Source organism: Achromobacter sp. NPDC008082, assembly GCF_042957345.1.
GTDB classification, from domain to species: Bacteria; Pseudomonadota; Gammaproteobacteria; order Burkholderiales; family Burkholderiaceae_B; genus Achromobacter; species Achromobacter kerstersii_A.
On sequence record NZ_JBIBIB010000001.1, the window covers coordinates 716,818 to 736,597 of the forward strand.

Annotated in this window: 17 protein-coding genes; 6 read left to right on the forward strand and 11 right to left on the reverse strand. The window is 66.2% G+C overall.

The genetic code is table 11. The features are described from left to right. Positions 1-13: 13 nt before the first annotated feature. From ACFZAI_RS03310 to ACFZAI_RS03350, 9 genes are all read right to left on the reverse strand, one after another. Positions 14-976: a LysR family transcriptional regulator gene (locus tag ACFZAI_RS03310; protein ID WP_391565565.1), complete on the reverse strand. Its 963-nt coding sequence runs from the start codon at positions 974-976 to the stop codon at positions 14-16. A 67-nt stretch (positions 977-1,043) separates the two neighbouring features. Next, positions 1,044-2,015 carry a Bug family tripartite tricarboxylate transporter substrate binding protein gene (locus tag ACFZAI_RS03315; RefSeq protein ID WP_391565566.1) on the reverse strand — a complete coding sequence of 324 codons (972 nt, stop codon included), beginning with the start codon at positions 2,013-2,015 and terminating at the stop codon, positions 1,044-1,046. Positions 2,016-2,058: 43 nt separating this feature from the next. Beyond that, positions 2,059-4,401: an acyl-CoA dehydrogenase gene (locus ACFZAI_RS03320; RefSeq protein ID WP_391565567.1), complete on the reverse strand. Its 2,343-nt coding sequence runs from the start codon at positions 4,399-4,401 to the stop codon at positions 2,059-2,061. Further along, the gene (locus ACFZAI_RS03325) at positions 4,398-5,621 is read right to left on the reverse strand and encodes a CaiB/BaiF CoA transferase family protein (protein ID WP_391565568.1); all 1,224 of its coding nucleotides are present in this window, start codon (positions 5,619-5,621) and stop codon (positions 4,398-4,400) included. The genes ACFZAI_RS03320 and ACFZAI_RS03325 overlap by 4 nt, the downstream gene beginning before the upstream one ends. A 9-nt stretch (positions 5,622-5,630) precedes the next feature. Beyond that, positions 5,631-6,428, reverse strand: coding sequence for an enoyl-CoA hydratase/isomerase family protein (locus tag ACFZAI_RS03330; protein ID WP_391565569.1), 798 nt, complete (start codon positions 6,426-6,428; stop codon positions 5,631-5,633). 19 nt (positions 6,429-6,447) lie between these two features. Next, positions 6,448-7,668, reverse strand: a complete 1,221-nt coding sequence (locus ACFZAI_RS03335; RefSeq protein ID WP_391565570.1) for a CaiB/BaiF CoA transferase family protein — start codon at positions 7,666-7,668, stop codon at positions 6,448-6,450. A gap of 130 nt (positions 7,669-7,798) precedes the next feature. Next, on the reverse strand, positions 7,799-7,963 hold the full coding sequence (locus ACFZAI_RS03340) for a hypothetical protein (RefSeq protein WP_391565571.1): 165 nt from the start codon (positions 7,961-7,963) through the stop codon (positions 7,799-7,801). A gap of 70 nt (positions 7,964-8,033) precedes the next feature. Next, positions 8,034-9,008 carry a hypothetical protein gene (locus ACFZAI_RS03345; RefSeq protein WP_391565572.1) on the reverse strand — a complete coding sequence of 325 codons (975 nt, stop codon included), beginning with the start codon at positions 9,006-9,008 and terminating at the stop codon, positions 8,034-8,036. Positions 9,009-9,027: 19 nt separating this feature from the next. Beyond that, complete coding sequence (locus ACFZAI_RS03350; protein WP_391565573.1) at positions 9,028-11,160, reverse strand: hypothetical protein; 2,133 nt, start codon at positions 11,158-11,160, stop codon at positions 9,028-9,030. A 220-nt stretch (positions 11,161-11,380) separates the two neighbouring features. On the opposite strand from ACFZAI_RS03350, the gene ACFZAI_RS03355 reads away from it, so the two are divergent. Further along, on the forward strand, positions 11,381-12,070 hold the full coding sequence (locus ACFZAI_RS03355) for a hypothetical protein (protein WP_391565574.1): 690 nt from the start codon (positions 11,381-11,383) through the stop codon (positions 12,068-12,070). Between the two features lie 146 nt (positions 12,071-12,216). Here ACFZAI_RS03355 and ACFZAI_RS03360 read toward each other — a convergent pair whose 3' ends face one another. After that, a complete protein-coding gene (locus ACFZAI_RS03360; RefSeq protein WP_391565575.1) occupies positions 12,217-13,602 on the reverse strand; it encodes a tetratricopeptide repeat protein in 1,386 nt (461 codons plus the stop codon). Between the two features lie 66 nt (positions 13,603-13,668). Beyond that, positions 13,669-14,505: an alpha/beta hydrolase gene (locus ACFZAI_RS03365; protein ID WP_391565576.1), complete on the reverse strand. Its 837-nt coding sequence runs from the start codon at positions 14,503-14,505 to the stop codon at positions 13,669-13,671. Positions 14,506-14,736: 231 nt separating this feature from the next. Here ACFZAI_RS03365 and ACFZAI_RS03370 point away from each other — a divergent pair, with 231 nt between their 5' ends. The 5 genes from ACFZAI_RS03370 (at position 14,737) to tcuB (ending at position 19,754) form a co-directional block, all read left to right on the forward strand. Beyond that, positions 14,737-15,171 carry a hypothetical protein gene (locus tag ACFZAI_RS03370; RefSeq protein ID WP_391565577.1) on the forward strand — a complete coding sequence of 145 codons (435 nt, stop codon included), beginning with the start codon at positions 14,737-14,739 and terminating at the stop codon, positions 15,169-15,171. 174 nt (positions 15,172-15,345) lie between these two features. Continuing rightward, on the forward strand, positions 15,346-16,050 hold the full coding sequence (locus tag ACFZAI_RS03375; RefSeq protein ID WP_391565578.1) for a glutathione S-transferase N-terminal domain-containing protein: 705 nt from the start codon (positions 15,346-15,348) through the stop codon (positions 16,048-16,050). A 19-nt stretch (positions 16,051-16,069) separates the two neighbouring features. Further along, entirely contained in the window at positions 16,070-17,020 is a 951-nt protein-coding gene (locus tag ACFZAI_RS03380) for a LysR family transcriptional regulator (protein ID WP_391565579.1), read from the forward strand. A 77-nt stretch (positions 17,021-17,097) separates the two neighbouring features. Beyond that, positions 17,098-18,504: an FAD-dependent tricarballylate dehydrogenase TcuA gene (tcuA, locus tag ACFZAI_RS03385; protein ID WP_391565581.1), complete on the forward strand. Its 1,407-nt coding sequence runs from the start codon at positions 17,098-17,100 to the stop codon at positions 18,502-18,504. After that, complete coding sequence (tcuB, locus tag ACFZAI_RS03390; RefSeq protein WP_391565582.1) at positions 18,501-19,754, forward strand: tricarballylate utilization 4Fe-4S protein TcuB; 1,254 nt, start codon at positions 18,501-18,503, stop codon at positions 19,752-19,754. Before tcuA ends, tcuB begins: the two co-directional genes overlap by 4 nt. The last annotated feature ends 26 nt before the right edge of the window (positions 19,755-19,780 follow it).

A 19,780-nucleotide genomic window follows, 5' to 3' on the forward strand; every position in this document is an offset into this window, starting at 1 on the left:
CCCGCGCCAGCCATCACGGGCTGGCGTGCCACACGCCTTCGCCGCCGATCTCACGCACCAGCGTTTCAATCTGCGCCGCCACTTCCATAACGGTGCGCCCCGGCCCTTTCGAACGCGAAAACGCCATCGAGATAATGCGGCCCATGGTGGGATCGCGCAGCGCGGCAATGCTGAGCCGGCCTTCCTGCACCTCTTGCCAGACGGCGTGCAGGGGCAGCACGGTGTACATCTTTTCGTGCTCGACGATGGACTTCATCAACGGCAGCGAGTCCGCCTCGATCAGCGGCGCAATGGTGATCTTGCGCGCCCGCGCCAGCCCATCCAGCGCATTGCGCAGGCCGTTGGGGGCGCCCGGCAAGATGAAGGGCAAGCCATTGAGCTGGTCGAACGTGACCTCGCCGGATTGCGTGCGCGCGTCGCCCGCCGCGCCCACCAGGTAGGAATCCACGTAGGCCAATGCCTGTTCGCCGGGCGGGCATTTGTCGCCATACCGGTACAGGATGGCGATGTCCACGCGGCTGTCGGTCAGCCACTCTTCGATCTGGCCGCTGGAACCCTCCAGAATCTTCAGGTGCACCTTTGGGAATTCTTTGCGCAGCCGCGAAAACAGGCGGCGGATGAGCGGATGCGCGGTCGACGGCAGCAGCCCCAGCGTCACTTCCCCCGCCGGTTCGCGCGCCTGCCCATTGAGCTCCAGCTCCAGCCGCTCGGCGTCATTGAGCAGCGTCTGCACCAGCGGAAACAGGCGCTCTCCCACTTCGGATAAATGCACGCCGCGCCCCGTCCGGTTGAATAGCCGCGCATTGCATTCACGCTCCAATGCGTTGATGCGGCGGCTAAGCACCGATTGATCCTGGTCCAGGTAGAGCGCGGCGCGTGTGATGCTGCCGAGTTCCGCAATGGCCAGGAACGCCCTCCACTTGTGCAGATCGGCGGTCAGGTCCAGGCTCAGGCCAGTGGCTTTGGCAGAAGGCATGTTCGGCAGTTCACGGTTAGGGGCGCAAGCAACGGCATAAGCGTACGGCAAAGCGCACGGCAATGGGTCATTCCAGCCCCAGCTTGCCGCGCCGGATGACCTCGCCCCATTTCTTTGATTCCGTTTCCATCAGCGTGCGGTACTGGTCGGGCGTGGTGGCCGCGGGGATGGCCCCCTGGTCGATCATCTTCTGGCGCAACGCCGGGTCCGCCAGGGATTGGGCGATGGCGTCGGCCATTTTGTCCACGATGTCTTTGGGCGTGCCGGTGGGCGCGATGATGCCGTAGTTCGATTCCACGATCACGCCGGGAAAGCCGGCTTCGCGCGTGGTCGGCACATCAGGCAGGCCTTCGAAGCGTTCGGGGCTGGCCACGGCCAAGGCGCGCAGCTTGCCCGCTTTGATAAAGCCCAGCGCGGCCGACGCATCGCCGGGGAACATCTGCACCTCGTTGGACAGCAGCGCCGTCACGGCCGGCGCTGCGCCCTTGTACGGCACATGCATGATGTCGATGCCGGTTTGCTGCTTCAGCAATTCGCCGCCCAGATGCGGCGTGGTGACGTTGCCGGCGGAGCCGTAGTTGATCTTGCCAGGATGCTGCTTGGCGTCATTGACGAAGGCGGCCAGCGTCGTGTCGGGCAGCGCCGGGTTGACCATGATCACCTGCGGAATGCGGGCAACCAGCGACACATACTGGATGCTGCCCACGTCGTACGGCACCTTCATGACGTGCGGCAAACCAGTAATGGCGCCCGGCACGCCAAAGCCGAACGTGTTGCCGTCGGGGGTGGCGCGCACGGTGGCGTCCACGCCAATGGTGCCGCTGGCGCCGGCCTTGTTTTCAATCACGATGGTCTGGCCCAGCCGTTTGCCCAATGCGGGGGCCAGCAGGCGGGCCAGGTTGTCCACCGAGCCGCCGGGCGGATACGGCACGATCATGCGGATGGGCTGGCTGGGCCAGGGTTGGGCGGCGTGCGCCGCGGGCAGCAGGGCGGCGCCCAATAGTATTGCCGCCACCGTCAGTGCGGGTGCTTTGTGCATGGTCTCTCTCCAGGTCGCGCCGGGTCGTGCCGGCGCCATGTTGTTATGCGCCGTCCAGGCCCAAGACCTGTTTGGCGTAGATGTTGCGTTGAATCTCGTTGGTGCCGCTGAAGATGGTGGCGGCCAGTGCGTTGATGTACGGCGCCAGCGGTTGGACGCCGCTGTTGCCATAGCCCAGCCGCATGTCGGCGCCGCCATATTCGTCGGCAATCTGGATCAGCAGCGCACCCAGGCGTTCGTGGGTTTCGGTGGCCCAGATTTTCAATAGCGACAGCTCCGGCGGCAGCGGCCGCCCGGCACGGGCCAGGTCGGCGAACACGCGGTACATGGCGGTCAGGTCGGCGCTATCCAGCCGCAGCTCGGCGAGCCTGTCTGTGAATGCCGGGTCGGCCAGCAGGCCGCGTTGCCGCGCAATGCTGAAGAGTTGCTGCAACGCATGGCTGGCATGCTTGGGGCTGCCGCTAAACAGCCGTTCAAACCCCAGCAGCGCCTTCGCGATGGTCCATCCCGCATTCAGTTCGCCCACCACGTTCGCACGCGGCACGCGGACCTGATCAAAGAAGACTTCGCAGAATTCTTCATGCCCGGACAAGGTTCGAATCGGGCGGCGGCTGATGCCGGGCAGGTTCAGATCCACCAGCAGAAAGCTGATGCCCGCCTGCTTCTTCACGCTCTTGTCGGTGCGGACCAGCATGAACATGTGGGTGGCGTCTTGCGCCAACGTTGACCAGGTCTTTTGCCCGGTCACGATGAGGTCGTCGCCGTCCGCCACCGCTTCGCAGCGCAACGACGCCAGATCGGAACCGGCGTTGGGTTCGGAATACCCCTGCGCCCACACGGCCTCGCCCGACAGAATGCCCGGCAGAAAGCGGGCGCGCTGTTCGTCGGTGCCGTAACGGATCAGAATCGGGCCCAGCATCACCAGGCCTTGATCGGGAGCGCGCGCCACGCCATAGCGTTCGGCTTCTTCGATGAACGCAATCTGGCGGGCGGGCGATAACGCCATGCCGCCGTGTTCGCGCGGCCAGGACGGGGCAATCCAGCCCTGGCGCGACAGCGTGAAGTACCACGCCTTGATCTCGTCCCAATGCAGCCGCCACGGAACGTGACGCAGGTGCGCCGGATAGTGCGCGCGGAAGAAGCGGCGCAGCAGCGCGCGGAATTCGGCCTCAGGCATGCCATTCCAATCGGCATCCTGGGGAAAGGGCGCGGCGGTGTCGTCCGGTTCGCCGGCGTTATCCGCCAGCGGGGCGGGGTCGTCCGCCAATGCGCCGTAGCGCTGGCGGTGGGCGGTGGCGTTGCCCAGCCAGGCGGACAGGTGCAGGGCGCTGCGGAAGTGCAGGCTCACATCGCATTCTTCCGTGTAGCCGATGGCCCCGTGTAGCTGGATGGCCAAGCGTGAGGCTTCCAGCCCGGCGCGCGCCGCGCGTGCCTTGACGCGGCTGGCCGCGGCCTGACGCGCAATGATGGCCTGGGGCGTCTCGGCCAACGCGTTCAGCGCGTCTTGCAAACTGCTTGCCGCCAGTTCAATTTGCGTTGCGGCGTCTACCACGCGGTGTTGCAACGCTTGAAACGACGACAAGGGTTTGCCGAATTGCTGGCGCGTGTTCAGGTAGGCGACGGTGTCGGCGAGCACCTGCCGGGCCACGCCGATCAGTTCTGCGGACTGCATCAACCGGCCGTAGTCCAGCGCGTGGTCAACGGCGTCCATCACGTCATGGCGCGCCACAAGCGCGTCTGCGGACACCGTCGCGGACTCAATGCTCAGGTGGCAGGCCGGCGTGCCGTCGGCGCGCGTGTGCAGGTGCGCCGTGATGCCGGGGGCGCCGGCTTCCACATAGAACAGCGCGGTGCCGTGTTCGCCGTCGGCCGTCACCAGCCAGCCGTCCACACCTTCGCCGGGAATGACGTGGCGCTTTTCTCCGTTCAGCACGTAAGCGCCTTCGCGCGCCGTGACGCTGACTCCAAATGCGCCTGCCGCTTCGCCGGCTTCCAGCTGGCCTTCTGTCTCTTGCCATGCCACACCGATGATGCGCGTGCCGGCGCATACATCTTGCAGCAGCTGATCGCGCAGCGTGGAACCCGGCGCCGGATCAATGCGCGTCAGCAGCGCGCTGGTGAGCACGCCTGCGCCCACCAGCGGCTCGGGCAATTGCGCGCGTCCCGCTTCTTCCATCACGGCCGCCATCGCGTGCCAGCCCAAGCCCAGGCCGCCAAGCGCTTCCGGCACGCTCATGCCGACCCAGCCGGCCGCGGCGATCTCTTGCCAGTAGTCCCGGTCTGCGGCGCGCGCGGCCCGCTTTCTTTGGCGCTGATCGCGCCTGGAGAGCAGGTCGCGTGCGCTGTCGCGAATGGCTTCGATGAGGTCGTGGTCAACGGCGTTCATACGATGCCCTCCGCGTGCAGGCGGGCGATCTCGTCGTCGGACAACCCCAGTTCCGCGCGCAGCACCTGCGCGGTGTGTTCGCCCAGCAGCGGCGGGGGCAGGCCGGATGTGATGGGCGTTTCGGAAAAATGAATGGGGTTGTTGATAACCGGCATGGCGCCAAGCTCGGGGTGGTTAACGCTGCCCAGCACCTTGCGATGCCGCACCTGCGGGTCTTCAAACACCTGGTCCATCGTATAGATGGGGCCGCAAGGCACGTTGGCGGCGGCCAGCGCGTCGTTCCACGCTTGGGCGGTGCGCAGGCGCATCGCCGGTTCGATCAGGCGTGACAGCTCGGCTTGCGCCGCGGCGCGCAAGGGGTTGGTCAAAAAGCGCGTATCGTCAGCCAGCTCGGGCAGCCCGATAACCTTGCAGAAGCTGCGGAATTGCGAGTCATTGCCCACCGCCACCATTAGATGGCCATCGCTGCAAGCGAACGCGCGAAAAGGGGCGGTGATCTGCGACGCCGAACCCATGCGCGCAGGCAATTTTCCGCTGGCCAGATAGTTCATGCCGATATGCGAAATTGCGGCAATCTGCGCGTCCAGCAGCGCCAGATCGATATGCTGGCCCACCCCCGAAATCTGGTTCCTGTGATGCAAGGCCGCGAGGATGGCGGCCACCGCGTAGAAGCCCGCGGTCAAGTCCGACACGGAATAGCCCGCCTTCACCGGCCCCGCGCCCGGCTCGCCATCGGGCACGCCTGTGACGCTCATTAGGCCGCTCATGGATTGGAAGATCGGGTCGTAGCCGGGCAGGTGGCTGTACGGCCCTGTCTGGCCGAAGCCGGTGATCGAGCAATACACCAGCCGGGGATTTATCGCCGACAGCGCGGCGTAGTCCAGCCCATAGCGGCGCAGGTCGCCCGCTTTGAAATTCTCGATCACGATGTCGGCGGTTTGCGCCAGCCGGCGCACCAGCGCCTGGCCTTCCGGCCGCGAGATATCGATCGTCAATGATTTCTTGCCGCGGTTCATCGCCACGAACGACGAGGTTTGCGGGCTGGCTTCGCCGTTGCGGCCGGGCATCGGATAGCCTTGGTGCCGGACGTCGTCACCGCGCCCCGGGCGTTCCACCTTGATCACGTCGGCGCCAAAGTCCGCCAACATTTGCGCGGCCCAGGGGCCGGAGAACACGCGGCTCAAGTCCAGGACTTTTACGCCTTCTAGCGCACGGGTCATCTTGTCTCCTTAGCGGCCTTGGAAGACCGGCGCGCGCTTTTCCAGAAACGCACGGCGCGCTTCCTGGGCGTCTTCGGTTTTGGCGATGGCGGCCGTCATGTCCTGCTCGTACCGGTAGCCGTCGCGCAGGCTCATGTCTTCGATGGCGTTCAGCGTCTGCTTGGCCAGCACGCTTGCCAGCGGGCTCTTGGACGCCAGTTCGCGCGCCAGCTCCATGGCGCGGTCCATCAAGGCGTCGGCGGGAACCGAGGCTTCAACAATGCCCAGCCGGTAGAGCTCATCGCCATCAACCCGCAAGCCGGTCAGCATCATTCTGCGCAGGCGCGAATGGCTGAACAGCCGCATGCCGTGGCGGCCGCCGCCCAGCAGGCCGACATTGATTTCCGGCAGGCCCACCACCGCGGTATTGGCGGCCAGCAAGATGTCGCACGACGCCACGATGGCCAGGCCCGCGCCCAGCGCCGCGCCATTGATGGCGCCGATGACGGGCTTGGCGCATTCGCGGATGGCGTGAAAGCACTCGCGGGTGCGGCGCGAATGCTGCGGAAGATCTCCCGGCCCTTTGATCGTGGCGGCACGGGTCTTCAAGTCGGCGCCGGCGCAGAACGTTTTGCCTTGCCCGGACAGCACCACAGCGCGGACCTCGGGGGTTTCAGAGATGCGGTCCAGCACCCACGACAGTTCGTTCATCATCTCGGTGCTCAACGCGTTCACCGGCGGGTTGGCAAGCAGGATGATGGCGACGCCGCCGTCTATCGAGACGTCAAGCGCGGTGTAGGGGCCGGCGAGATTTTCCGGGTAGGTCATGAAGCAGTCTCCGTTTGATTTATATGATCTTGCGGTCGCGGAAATCCTGGATCTGCTTGGCGCTCATGCCCAGTTCCTCCAGCACTTGTTCTGTGTGCTCGCCCAACAGCGGCGGCGCGCGATCCACGCGCAAATCCGATGTCGCGAAGCGCAAGGGGTTCATCACTTGCGGCACCGAGCCGGCAGCGGGATGCGGCAGCCGGCGCAGCATGGCGCGGTGCACGACCTGCGGGTCTTCAAACACTTCCGGCACCGTATTGATCGACCCCGCCGGCACGCCCGCCTGCTTCAAGGCCGCCAGCCAATGCGCGCGGGGTTGCGCGGCGAAGATGGCGTCCAGGATGGGGTCCAGCGTGGCCTGGTTCTTCACGCGTTGGCTGTTGGTGACATAGCGCGGGTCTTGCGCCAGCGCATCCTGGCCCAGCAGGCGGCACAGCGTGGCGAACTGCGCGTCGTTACCCACGACGATCACAATGTCGCCATCGGCGCAGGCGAAGGTGCGTTGAGGCTGAATGTTGGGATGCGCGGTGCCCGTGCGGCGCGGCACGCGATTGCCCAACAGAAAGTTCATCGCCTGGTTGGCCAGCAGGCCGACCTGCACGTCCAGCATGGCCACATCGATGTGTTCGCCCTGGCCCGTTTGCGACCGGCGCAGCAGCGCGGCGACGATACCCAGCGCGGCGTAGACGCCTGTGGTCAGGTCCACAATCGGCACGCCCACCTTTTGCGGCCCGCCGCCCGGCTTGTCGTCGCGTTCTCCCGTGACGCTCATCAGGCCGCCCATGGCCTGGATCAGAAAGTCGTAGGCGGGTTCCGCTGCGCGCGGGCCGGTCTGGCCAAACCCCGTGACCGAGCAATACACCAGGCGCGGGTTGATTTTGGACAGCGATTCGTAGTCCAGGCCCATGCGGGCCAGCGTGCCGACTTTGTAGTTCTCAAGCACGACGTCCGCGTCACGGCACAGCTCCTTGACCAGCGCCTGGCCTTCGGGCGTCTGCAAGTCCAGCGTGATGGAACGTTTGCCACGATTGGTGGCGATGAAATAGGCACCGTCGGTGGTGTCCTGGCCCTGTTCGTCTTTCAGGAACGGCGGGCCCCATGACCGGGTGTCGTCGCCCAGGCCTGGCCGCTCGACCTTGATGACGTCTGCGCCCAGATCGGCCAGGATCTGGCTGGCCCAGGGGCCGGCCAGAATCCGGCTCAGGTCCAGCACTTTCACGTTTGATAACAGCGGCTGCAAAGCCTTCTCCTTGACGCCTGTGATGTACAGGTAGTCTAGGATTTCAAAGGCGAGGCGGGATGCGCGTGGCGCGCAAAGCTGTTATGCGTGCCGCGCCCCGGCTGCACTTGGCAGGCGGGGCGCGGTGAGGTCAGCGGCCGGTATCCGGGTAGTCTGGGCCGGCGTCGTGAAAGCCGCCGCTGCTGTAAGGATTGACCGCGCCGGGGTGGGGCGGGCCGCCGTTACCGGGCGCGCAGCCGCTGAGCAACACAGCGGTGGCAAGCAGGGCTAGCAAATGCTTCAACGTGGATGTCATGGAGGTCTCCTGCGGCTGCCCCTCAGCAGGCGCGTCGTGCGCAGCGTATGCAGGAGATTATAGGCGCGGCTCAGTTCTCAAGCGCGGGCGCCAGCAGCGCAAAGGCCTTGGCCTGGTTGTTCGCGTTGGACAGCAGTTCCGCCATCGACACGCCATTGCGCGGGTTCAGTGTCAGCGTGATCGAACGCTTGTCGCCGCTTGCAAAGTTGGCGGCGGCCTTGCAGGCGTCGTCGTTGTCTTTGAAGCCGGAGAACGACTTTTGGTCGTAGCAGCGCTTCTTGCTGTCGCTGACGAGCTTGTCGAATTGCTTGGCGCGCTGCTTGTCGGGGTTGCCGTCGCCGGGCGTGGCCGTCAGGTTGTAGCGCTTGTAGAGTTCGATGCTGCGTTTGACGTGGCCGTCGTCCTTCACCGACAGGCTGCCCGTCTTGATGCGCATTTCGGCCAGCGGGGCCAGCGTGCGGTCAAGGCGGCCCATGCCCATCAAACCCATCATGCCTGCGGCGGCCAGCGCCGAGCCGTCTTCGGCCATGGCGACCGCGGCGTTGACGCGGTCCAGGTTCAGCGACAGTTCAGCGCTTAGCGCCTCGGGCTGTTCCAGGTTCAGATGAATCTCGGCGTCGTCGTCGTCGCGGTCGTAGTCCCAGCGCACGCGCAGGTTGGCGGGCGGCAGGTCCAGCTTGCCGCCCTGGCGGGCCAGATCGGTCTGGCTCAGCACGCTATAGCCGTTGGGCAGCGCGGCGCCTTCGATCGTGACGTCGCCGCTGCGGCGGTCGGCGGTATTGCGCAGGCCGCTGATCTTCACGGTGTCGATCAGCGCGATGGGCGACGCCATCGGGCCGATCGTGACCTGCTTCAGTTTGGCGGACCCAAATGGGGACGCTGAAATGCTTTGCCAGTGCACCATGTCGCGCTGGCCGGTCTTGTCCAGCAGCGCCACGATTTCGTCTTCCGCCTTGCCGGACGCATACGCGCCCATGCCCCACCAGGCGGCAGCCAGCACCACCACGACACCGCCTGCGATCAGGCCATTCTTTTGTTTGATCATTGCGTTGCTCGTCTGGCGGTTAGGGTTGGGTCGCTTGGTCGATCACGGCCTGGGCCTTTTCAGGCGTCCAGTCCGGCAGGCCCAGCATCATGCGGGCGCCCACCAGCGGGTCGTTCAGGTCGGCGCAGCCTTCCTTTTGGCACGCGACGGGCGCGGCCTGGCCCAGCGTCAGCAGGGTCAGCGGCAGGCCCTTGTCGTCCTGGCGCTTGGCGTCCAGCGTGATGTCACCCGGCACCAGATACCAGCCTTCCTTCATGGCCTTCTGTCCGGGCAGGCGCATTTCGTAGGGCCAGTCGGCGATGGCGTCGTTGTCCTTGTGATCGTCCACGTGGACGACCATACGCACCGCCGCCCTGCGGCCGGCCATCAGCGAACGGTAGTCGCCGCCCGTCAGCAAGTCGTAGTGCACGTCGCGCTGCATGCGTCCCAGGATGCCCTTGGGATCGCTCTTGGCCTGCTCCACCAGGTTTTGGTATTGACGCAGGTGATCGCGTTCCTGGTTGGCCAGGCGCATCAGTTCTTCGCGCTTTTTGCGGGCCAGCATTTCGTCGCGCTTGAACAGGTAGTTCTGTGCGTATTGCAGGTTGTAGCGCCATTCGCCGCGCGGCTTGCCGGTGCGCCAGTCGGTGGGGCGGTCGGCGGTGATCATGTAGAGCAGGTGCTCCATCTGGTCGTCGATGGCGCCCTGCTGGAAGTTGTCCGAGAACACGATGCGCGCGTTGCCGGCGTCGGGCATGGCGGTACGTTCCAGCACGCGCAGCGCGCTATCCACGGCGACCTTGATGTCGGTGGCGTTGCGGAACACGTCCGCGCTTTCGGTGACGACGTCGATGCGGCTGACGCGCCATACGTCCAGGCCGGTGCCATACGACAGGCGGTCGCCGCGCATCAGATAGTGCGAGCGGCTGGCGGGGTCGCTGTCCATGTGGAACCACAACGTGCCGTTGTCGTTGACATAGGCCAGGCGCGCGGCGGCGACGGGCGAGGTGAACGGAATGCCGGACACGACCCACACGTCATTGGTCTGCCCGATGCGGGCGCCGTCCGAACGTTCCAGCCGCAGACGGCCCTTGCCCGTGGCGTAGCCGTCGGGGCCGCAGGTCAAGCCGTCGGACTTCAGCGTGATGTATTGCGCGCCTTCACCCAGGCGGAAGGTCGACACGACCTTGCACCCGTTCTGATCCGGCATGGTCTTCAGCATCTGAGTGCCGGCCAGCGCAGCGGCGGGCGACGGCGGCGTCCAGCCATTGACCGCGAAGGCGGTTTGGACGGCGGGGGCCGGAGCCGGGGCGGGGGCGGCCGCAGGAACTGGAACTGGAGCTTGAGCTTGAGCTTGAGCTTGAGCTTGAGCCGGAGCCGGAGCCGGAGCCGGAGCCGGAGCCGGAGCCAGGGCGGGGGCCGGTGCGGCAGGTTCCGCCGCGGCAGGCGCCGGAGCAGGCGCTGCGGCAGCTTGCCATTCAGGAGCGGGTGCCGGCGCCACCGGCGCTTGCGCGATCGGCGCGACGCTGGCGGGAGCGGGGGCGGGGGCGGATGCCATGGGCGCGGGCGCTTCCGCCTGCACGGGCGGTGCGGCCACAGGCGCAGCAGCGACGGTAGCCGGCGCTTGCGGCGACATCGCCGTGGGGGCAATCGCGGGCGCTGCTTCAGGGGCGGTCACTGCCGGAGCGGCAATCGCGGGGGCGGTTGACGAGGCGGGGGCGGGAGCAGGTGCAACGGGAGCAGGTGCAACGGGAGCAGATGCAACGGGAGCAGATGCAACGGGAGCCGGGGCCACCGGCGCCGCCGCCACGGGAGCCACCGCAGCTGCCGCCACCTGCATCGCCCAGCCATTGGCCTTCGTGCTGGTGCCGTCCGCGACGCGGGCGCCGGCATTGTTGACGCTGGTCCAGCGCAGGTCGACGGCTTGGGGGCATTGCTTGCCGAGCAGCACGCCGATCTTGGGCAGCAAACGGCCCAGTGCGGCGGCGTCGGGGGCGGCGCCGTACACGGCGCGCAGGTCAAGGTGCGGACCGCACCAGGGCGAGCCCGTGGCGTGGTCGATGAATATTTCGATGTTTTCGGCTTTGGAATATGCCAGGCGATACGCCTCGGCGTGCGCTGGCAGGCTGCCAACACTGGCGGCGATTGCCGCGGCCACGCAGACCTTCTTCATGCTTCGAGCCTCGCCCTGTACGGATTGGTTTACAGTATAACATTGCGAATCATTTGGAAATAAATGATACGTCCGTCAGGAATGTTCCTATTCGGGTAAATATCGCGCTAAATCAAGGGGTTAGTGAATGGCTTCAGCATTCGTCGGATGGGTTTCAGCAAAATTGGCAAGCAGGTCCGATGTCAGCCGTTCATTTGGCGCAATAGTTTCTGTAACAGCCGTGTTGGCGTTGACGGGCTGCGTCAGCACCGGCTCGGGCAAGATGGGCCTGGATTTCGGTGAAGTGCTGGCCAAAGAGCAGCAGGTGTTCACCGTGAATGGCGAGCGCGCGGCGCTGCGCAAGTACTACAACGATTCCTACGACATCAAGTTGTATGGCCAGAAAAAGGTCATGGAGCTTGAGGTCAAGGGTGCGGCCATGATGGTGGCCAATGTGTCCGAAGTGCCGGGCGCGACGCTGATCACGCTGGACGTGCCGGAGCTGGGCTGCAACCACGTCTATCACGTGTACCGCGTGTCCGGCACGCAATCGTCGAAGTGGCAAAACAGCTATCGCAGCTGCGAAGGCCCGCTGTCGTTCAACGTGGCCAATGGCCAGTGGACCGCGCGTCAATCCGTGAAGCCCGCCGTCGGCACGCCCTACATGCTGGTTTATCAAGACGGCAATCTGTACACGCGTCCGCTGGAAGTCACCAAGCCGCGCGCGCCGGCCAAGCCGCGTCCCAAAGCGCCGCCCAAGGCCAAGCCCGCCGCTCCCGTGGCGGATGCCGTAAATCTGGACGATGTGGCGGCGCCCGCGCCGGCCGCCGCCAACCTGGACGAGATCGACGCGCCGCCGCCGGGCAAGATCAACACCAGCGGCCTGAAGGCGGACACGGCCAGCGAAGTGAAGATGAAGGACGAGAAGTAATCACGGCTTTGGCAAAGCGATGGCGGACCCGCGCTCCGGGAACCGTCATCCCGGAGCCGCGATCTTAGAGCCGGGATCTCAGACCCCCGATCTCAGACCCGCGATCTCAGAGCCGGGATCTCAAACCCGCGACCCCTGAACCGCCGTCACGCCGGGCCACCCGCCACGGTCTTGCGCTTCGTCCGGGGCTTGTCGCAGCGCTGCCGATACGCCTTCACCGCGTCGGACTCCGTCGATTGGAAGTAGGGGTGCGGGTACTGCACGTCGCGCATCGCGTCGTGCAGGCGCCGGCCCCACACGCATTGCGCCTGGGCTTCGTCCCACAAGCGCACCGCCTGTGACCGCTGGCCGTGACGCCATAGCGCCAGGCCATAGTCGGCCACAAGTTCTTCGTTGCGCGACAAGTCGCGGTACGACGTGTGCAGCAGCCGCAGGCCTTCGTCGGCGTTGCCGCGCAAGCTCAAGATCCAGCCCAGCGTGCCTTGGTTGTACGCGTTAGGCCCCTGCACCTGAATGGACTGCCGCGCCTGGGCTTCGGCTTGCGGCAGATAGTCAGGAAAGTCCGCCAAGTAGTACGCAACGTTATTGGCCCAGTCGTTGTCGTCGGCTTGGGCGGCGCGTCCGCGCTTGTTCTGGCGCTGTTGCAGCGCTTCTGCATCGGCCAGCGCCAGGTCCGGCATGCCCAGCAACTGCTCAAGTTCCAGCCGGTCGCGCAACAAGCCGGTATCGACAGGTTTGAGCGATTCCGGGAAGCGCCATGTTCGCGCGCGCAGCAGCCACTCGCGCGCCTCATCGGTGCGGCCGGTCATCAGCAGCAGATGCGCCACGTCCAGTTGGCGCTGGGGCGTTTCGGCGCACTGCATGCTGTCCATTAATTGCTGCGCACCTTTCGCATCGTTCTGGCTGAACTTGCGGTTGATGGCGTCCAGCTCGTCGAAGCACTTCCGGTTGTCTGTGACGTTGGATTCAATGGACAACGATATCGGCACGGCCGGCACGTCGTGGCTGAAGTATGCGGTCGCGCCTTGGCGCGTGGTGTAGCCCAGGTCGACCCATTGCTCGCCCCAGCGCTGATGCATGGTCAGGATGTAGGGCCACGCGGCTACGGGTTCCTTCTCGCGGCTGGAGGAGTGCAGCTGGAAGAAATGGCCCCACGCGCCGTCGCCTACGCGGCGGATCAGCGTGAAGTCGTCGGGGTCGTGTGCGTTCTCGGTCCAGACCCAGGCGGTGCGGCCGTCGGCATCGGTGACGCCATGCAAGATGCCGTCCTGGCTGGGCGTGTTGGAGATGGATTCCTGCTTGCCCGTCAGGAACAGGCGGTAGGGCGTGTTGGGGGCGGGCGCGGCGTCGCGGTTGTTCAGCAGCGTCAGCGTCAGGGTCTGGCCGTGCGGGCCTGCGCCGTATTGCGCCATACCGGCGGGCGGTTCGGCGGCCGGTTCGGCGGGGGGGGCCGCGTGTGCGCCAAGCGGCGTCAGCAGCGCGGCGGCGGCCAGGAACAACGGAGTCAAGCGGTGCTGCATCGAAGGTGTCATGGAAGCTGCGAAAGGCGGTGCCAGGGGGCCGGGTTTTTCGGCGAGCCCGATTGTGTCACGAACGCGCTACCGCGCCAGCTGCGCCTTGATGAATGCGCTGATCGCGCGGGTCTCGTCGTTGTCCGCACCCACGTCCGCATTGATCTGCGCGTGGTTGCGCGCTACGCCAACGAGCTCGGCCTGGCCGCCTTGCGCGGTCAGCAAATCCGCGTAGCGTTGCGCGCGACGGCAAGGGTCGGGGCGCAAGGTCGAACATACGAAAAGCGCGGGCGGTTGTACGCCGCGCAGTTGCGCCGCAGGCGAGGCCACGGCCCAGCGCGCGGGGTCGGCGCCGAAGGCCTCGTCGTAGAACGGGGCGTGCGGGCGGGGCATGACGTCCAGCAGATCAAACCCCGCGCCATCCAGGATGACGCTGGCCCGCCAGAGCGGCGCGCCAGTGCGTTGCCGCATGGCGTCGTCGGCGGCCAGCAGCGTCAACAGATGCCCGCCCGATGAATGGCCCATGACGATCATGTTGGCCGGGTCGGCCTGCCAGCTTGGGGCCTGTTGCGTGATCCAGGCGATGGCGCGTCCCAGGTCTTCGGCTTGCGCGTCGGGGCGCGCCTGGGGCATCAGCCGCGTGTTGACCGACACGATGGCGTAGCCCTGGGGCAGCCAATGGGCAAGCTTGTTGTCGACGACTTCGGCTGCGGCCTTGTCGCCGTTCTTCCATGACCCGCCATGCACGATGACAAGGATGGGGGCGGGGCGCGCCCGAGGGGCGTCGGGCAAATAGACGTCGGCGATCTGCGCCGCGTCTGGGCCATAGCGCTGGTCCGTCAGCGCGGCGGCAGAGGCCAGCGCGGGCAGGGCGATGGCCAAGGCCAGGGCAAACAGAGAGTGGCGTAAGCGGGGCGGGCGCATGGTGTGCAGGGGGCGAGGGAACGCCGAACACTGTAGCCCGAGGTGCGCCGGCGGGGGAATCCTCTTTACACGGCTCATCGTTACGCGCGCCGTCCCTTGCCGTTCAGACCTTCAGCGCGTCGCCACAAGCTGTGGCATGCTCCGGCCCTTGTGGCGTCGGGCGCGGCCCGCAGGCTTGCCCGTCCGCGTTTTCTCCGTCCGCTTTTGCCCCGTCCTGATCCCATGCGTTCCATGCCGAAACTCCTGCTCCGCGTTTGCGACTTCCTGCTGCTGGCGGGCGCGGCCGCGCTCTTTGGCGCTTGCCTGACCTCGTTGCTGACCACGGACACGTACGGCTGGGTGGTTCCCGATGCGCCCTATATCTATACGGCGCGTGACTTTTACGCTGACGCCGCGCTGGCGGGGCTGGCCGGCCTGCTGGTGCTGGTGGTGGCCGAGCGATTCGCCGCCGCCCGCCAGACCCCGGCCTGGCGGGTGGGGTTGACGTTCCTGGCGGCGCTGCTCGCCCTGTACCTGGCCCCGCCCGCGCCGGTTGTGTTCGGCAATACCTGGGCATCCGGCGAGGCCACGCGCGAATTGTTTCTGGCGCAATGGCGTCTGGTGCTGCCTATTGCCCTGGCCGTGACGGCGGCGCGGTGGGTATTACGCCGCGTGTTTGTCCGCTGAGGCCCGCTGCGGCCCGCTGAACCTGGCCGCGGACCAACAAACTCGCCGATACGCGCCTCCACCCCGTCGTGGCCCCCATTCACCCTGCCCGCCGACCCGGAATTTCATCGAAATGTGGGGCATTTGCGCTAGGATTGACGCCACAAATTCCCGCCTGCCCTGGAGAAACCCCGCATGACCTCCCTTGCCTCGTTCGACATCACCAAGAAGTGGCCCGCCCAGCATCCCGACCGCCTTCAGCTGTACTCGCTGCCCACGCCCAATGGCGTGAAGGTGTCGATCCTGCTGGAAGAAATGGGGCTGCCTTACGAGGTGCATCGGGTCAGTTTCGATACGCAAGACCAGTTTTCGCCCGAGTTCCTGTCGCTGAGCCCGAACAACAAGATTCCGGCCATCCTTGACCCCAATGGCCCCGATGGCAAGCCCTTTGCGCTGTTCGAGTCGGGCGCCATCCTGATCTATCTGGCCAGCAAGAGGGGCCAGTTCATTCCGGCGGACACGGCCGGGCGCTATGAAACGCTGCAATGGGTGATGTTCCAGATGGGCGGCATCGGCCCGATGTTCGGCCAACTGGGCTTCTTCCATAAGTTCGCCGGCAAGGACTACGAAGACAAGCGCCCGCGCGACCGCTACGTGGCCGAATCCAAGCGCCTGCTGGGCGTGCTGGACAAGCGCCTGGAAGGCCGCGACTGGGTCATGGGCGACGAATACACCATCGCCGACATCGCCATCCTGCCGTGGGTGCGCAACCTGGTCGGCTTCTATGGCGCGGGGGATCTCGTCGAATTCTCGCAGTTCAAGAACGTGGCTCGCGTGCTGGAAGCCTTTGTCGCCCGCCCGGCCGTCGCGCGCGGCCTGACCATTCCGCCCGCGCCGTAACGGCAGCACCGAGCCCGCCATGGAACTGCGCCAACTGCGTTACTTCGTTCGCGTCGTTGAGGCGGGCAGCATCGGCCGGGCGGCCATGTCCATTGGCATGGTCACGTCCGCGCTCAGCCAGCAGATCAGCCGCCTGGAAGGCGAGTTGTCGACGCGGCTGTTGCAGCGCAGCGCCAGCGGCGTGGTGCCTACCGATGCGGGCCTGGCGTTCTTTCGCCAGGCGCAGCTGGCTCTGCGCCATGCGGATGACGCGGTGCAGGCCGCGCAACAGGCGCGGCTGGCCGGCCACGTCAGCGTGGGCCTGCCTTCCACCACCGCCGCCATTCTGGGAGCGCCGTTCCTGCAAGCCATGAACGCGCGCTATCCCGACATCCGGCTGCATCTGGTCGAGGCGTTGTCGGGCCATTTAAGCGACATGCTCAACGGCCGCCTGCTGGATCTGGCCATCGTGTTCCACACCGAGTCCGCGCGCCGTTGGAGCGTGATGCCTTTGCTGGACGAACCCCTGTTTCTCTGCGCGCACCGCGACATGCCGGGGCTGCCGGCGGGCGGCGCATCGGGCGCCGCATTGGGCACCACCACGCGGCTGGACGCCATCGCGCACTTGCCGCTGGTCCTGCCCAGCGGCCGCCATGGCCTGCGGGCGCTGGTCAATAACGCGTTTCAGCAACTGGGCCAGACGCCACGCGTGGTGGCTGAAGTGGATGGCTTGTCATTGCTGATGGACGTGGTGCAGCTGGGCAACGCCGCCACCATCCAGCCCAGCTCGGCCACGGCGCGCATCGCGCCCGGCCAGCTGCACATGGCGCGCATTGAAGACGCGCATCTGTTCCGCCCCAATTTGCTGGCCAGTTTGTCGGACGACGAGCTCTCGCCCGCGGCGCTGGCCGCCCGTCTGGTGCTGGCCGATGTGTCGCGCACGCTGGCGCGCGAGGGCAAATGGGCGGTCGTCGCCCTTCACGAATCGTGAACACCCGTTGACGCCTGCCTGATATCGCGCGCACCGCCCGCTGGGTACAGTCGGCCTCTTGAATTGGGGACGATGGCATGGTGGACGTCTTGGTGGTGGGAGGGGGCAATGCGGCGCTGTGCGCGGCCCTGATGGCGCGCGAAGCGGGAGCCAGCGTGATGTTGCTGGAGGCCGCGCCGCGTGAATGGCGTGGCGGCAATTCGCAGCACACGCGCAATTTGCGCTGCATGCACGATGCGCCGCAAGACGTGTTGATCGACGCGTATCCCGAAGAAGAATATTGGCAAGATCTGCTGAAGGTCACGGGCGGGCTGACCAATGAGCATCTGGCGCGCCTGGTCATCCGCGAATCCTCAACGTGCCGCGATTGGATGCGCCGCCATGGCGTGAACTTTCAGCCGCCGCTGTCGGGCGCGCTGCATGTGGCGCGCACCAATGCGTTTTTCATGGGCGGCGGCAAAGCGCTGGTCAACGCCTACTACCGCAGCGCCGAGGCGCTGGGCGTACAGATCCGCTACAACGCGCCGGTTGATTCGCTGGAGCTGGAAGACGGCCGCTTCAAGGCCGCGCGCATCGGCGACGAACGCATCGAAGCGCGCGCCTGTGTGCTGGCCGCCGGGGGCTTTGAGTCCAACCGCGAATGGCTGCGCGAGGCCTGGGGCCAGAACGAACGCGGCGAATGGCCGGCCGACAATTTCCTGATCCGCGGCACGCGCTTCAACATGGGCGTGCTGTTGAAATTCATGCTGGATGCGGGCGCAGACCGTATCGGCGACCCGTCGCAATCCCACTGTGTGGCGATCGACGCGCGCGCGCCGCTGTACGACGGCGGCATCTGTACGCGCATTGATTGCGTGTCGCTGGGCGTCGTGGTCAACCGCGACGCGGTGCGCTTCTACGACGAAGGCGAAGACTTTTGGCCCAAGCGCTACGCCATCTGGGGCCGGCTGACGGCGATGCAGCCCGGCCAGATCGCCTATTCCATCATCGACGCCAAGGCCGTCGGCCGCTTCATGCCGCCGGTGTTTCCGGGCGTGAAGGCCGACACCTTGCCCGAGCTGGCGCAAAAGCTGGGCCTGGACGCCGCCACGTTCGAGAAGACTTTGCGCGACTACAACGCGTCCTGTCGCGTCGGCACGTTCGACCACACCGCGCTCGACGACTGCCACACCGAAGGCGTCACGCCCGCCAAGACGCACTGGGCGCGCCCCATCGACACGGCGCCGTTCTACGGTTACGCGCTGCGCCCCGGCATCACCTTTACCTATCTGGGCCTGAAGGTGGACGACACCGCGGCCGTGCGCTTTAACGATGTGCCTAGCGACAACCTGTTCGTGGCCGGCGAAATGATGGCCGGCAACGTGCTGGGCAAGGGCTACACCGCTGGCGTGGGCATGTCCATCGGCACGGCGTTCGGCCGCATTGCCGGCACCCGCGCCGCCGCCGCCGCGCGCCAACAGACCCTTGCAAAGAGCACCCCATGAAGCAGCTTGAAGCCCTGGCCCGCGAGGCGCAATCGTTTTCCCAAGCCGATGCGCAGGGGCGCACGCCACCTCAATCCGGCGGCCAGCCCGCCATGACCGAGCAACCCGTCCGATGGGTGGGCAAGAACGCCAAGCCGCAAGCGGACGCGTTGACCGGCGATGAAACCGAAGTGGCGCGCGTCATGCAAATCTGCAACGCGTGCCGCTATTGCGAAGGCTTCTGTGCGGTGTTTCCCGCCATGACGCGCCGCCTGGAATTTGGCAAGGCCGACCTGAACTACCTGGCCAACCTGTGCCACAACTGCGGCGCCTGTCTGCACGCCTGCCAGTACGCGCCGCCGCACGAGTTTGCGGTGAACGTGCCGCAGGCCATGGCCAAGGTCCGCATGCAGACCTACACCGACTACGCCTGGCCCGCCGCGCTGGGCACGCTGTACCAGCGCAACGGCTTGACCTTGTCGCTGGCCACCGCGGGCGGTCTGGCGCTGTTCCTGGTGCTGGCGGTGCTGATGGCGGGGGGGCTTTTTCACGCACCCATGGCTGGCAATTTCTACGCCGTATTTCCGCACAACACGCTGGCGCTGATGTTCGGCGTGGTGTTTGGTTTTTCGATGCTGGCCTTGGGCGTGGGCGTTACGCGCTTCTGGCGCAACGTCAGCCCGGGGGCGGCCTCCGGCGCGGCGGTGGCCGAAGCGGCGCACGACGCGCTGCGGCTGCGCTACCTGGACGGCGGCCACGGCAAGGGCTGCAACAACGCGGACGACGCGTTCACCTTGTGGCGCCGGCGCTTTCATCACTTCACGTTCTACGGCTTCATGCTGTGCTTTGCCGCCACCTGCGTGGCCACGGCGTATCACTATCTGCTGGGCCAGCAGGCGCCGTATCCGTTCTTCAGCGCGCCGGTACTGCTGGGTACGGCGGGCGGCATCGGGCTGTTGATTGGCCCGGCCGGCCTGCTGTGGCTGAACATCAAGCGCCACCCGCAACAAGGCGACGCCGCGCAAAAGCCCATGGACCGCGGCTTCATCCTGCTGCTGTTCTTGACCAGCGCCACAGGCCTGGCCTTGCTGGCCGGCCGGGATGGCAGCGCAATGGCGCTGTTGCTGGCGGTGCACCTGGGCGTCGTGATGGCGCTGTTCCTGACGCTGCCTTACGGCAAGTTCGCGCACGGTATTTACCGCTCGGCGGCGCTGCTCAAGTGGTCGATTGAAAAGCGCCAGCCCAACAAGCTGCAACTGGGGTCTGACTGAACGGCCCCGCCCGTTGCGGCAATGAC

Excerpts from the sequence above, each read along its gene's own strand:
- ACFZAI_RS03310 (WP_391565565.1), bottom strand. The coding sequence starts at position 976 with ATGCCTTCTGCCAAAGCCACTGGCCTGAGCCTGGACCTGACCGCCGAT.
- ACFZAI_RS03315 (WP_391565566.1), bottom strand. The coding sequence starts at position 2,015 with ATGCACAAAGCACCCGCACTGACGGTGGCGGCAATACTATTGGGCGCC.
- ACFZAI_RS03320 (WP_391565567.1), bottom strand. The coding sequence starts at position 4,401 with ATGAACGCCGTTGACCACGACCTCATCGAAGCCATTCGCGACAGCGCA.
- ACFZAI_RS03325 (WP_391565568.1), bottom strand. The coding sequence starts at position 5,621 with ATGACCCGTGCGCTAGAAGGCGTAAAAGTCCTGGACTTGAGCCGCGTG.
- ACFZAI_RS03330 (WP_391565569.1), bottom strand. The coding sequence starts at position 6,428 with ATGACCTACCCGGAAAATCTCGCCGGCCCCTACACCGCGCTTGACGTC.
- ACFZAI_RS03340 (WP_391565571.1), bottom strand. The coding sequence starts at position 7,963 with ATGACATCCACGTTGAAGCATTTGCTAGCCCTGCTTGCCACCGCTGTG.
- ACFZAI_RS03345 (WP_391565572.1), bottom strand. The coding sequence starts at position 9,008 with ATGATCAAACAAAAGAATGGCCTGATCGCAGGCGGTGTCGTGGTGGTG.
- ACFZAI_RS03350 (WP_391565573.1), bottom strand. The coding sequence starts at position 11,160 with ATGAAGAAGGTCTGCGTGGCCGCGGCAATCGCCGCCAGTGTTGGCAGC.
- ACFZAI_RS03360 (WP_391565575.1), bottom strand. The coding sequence starts at position 13,602 with ATGACACCTTCGATGCAGCACCGCTTGACTCCGTTGTTCCTGGCCGCC.
- ACFZAI_RS03365 (WP_391565576.1), bottom strand. The coding sequence starts at position 14,505 with ATGCGCCCGCCCCGCTTACGCCACTCTCTGTTTGCCCTGGCCTTGGCC.
- ACFZAI_RS03370 (WP_391565577.1), top strand. The coding sequence starts at position 14,737 with ATGCCGAAACTCCTGCTCCGCGTTTGCGACTTCCTGCTGCTGGCGGGC.
- ACFZAI_RS03375 (WP_391565578.1), top strand. The coding sequence starts at position 15,346 with ATGACCTCCCTTGCCTCGTTCGACATCACCAAGAAGTGGCCCGCCCAG.
- ACFZAI_RS03380 (WP_391565579.1), top strand. The coding sequence starts at position 16,070 with ATGGAACTGCGCCAACTGCGTTACTTCGTTCGCGTCGTTGAGGCGGGC.
- tcuA (WP_391565581.1), top strand. The coding sequence starts at position 17,098 with ATGGTGGACGTCTTGGTGGTGGGAGGGGGCAATGCGGCGCTGTGCGCG.
- tcuB (WP_391565582.1), top strand. The coding sequence starts at position 18,501 with ATGAAGCAGCTTGAAGCCCTGGCCCGCGAGGCGCAATCGTTTTCCCAA.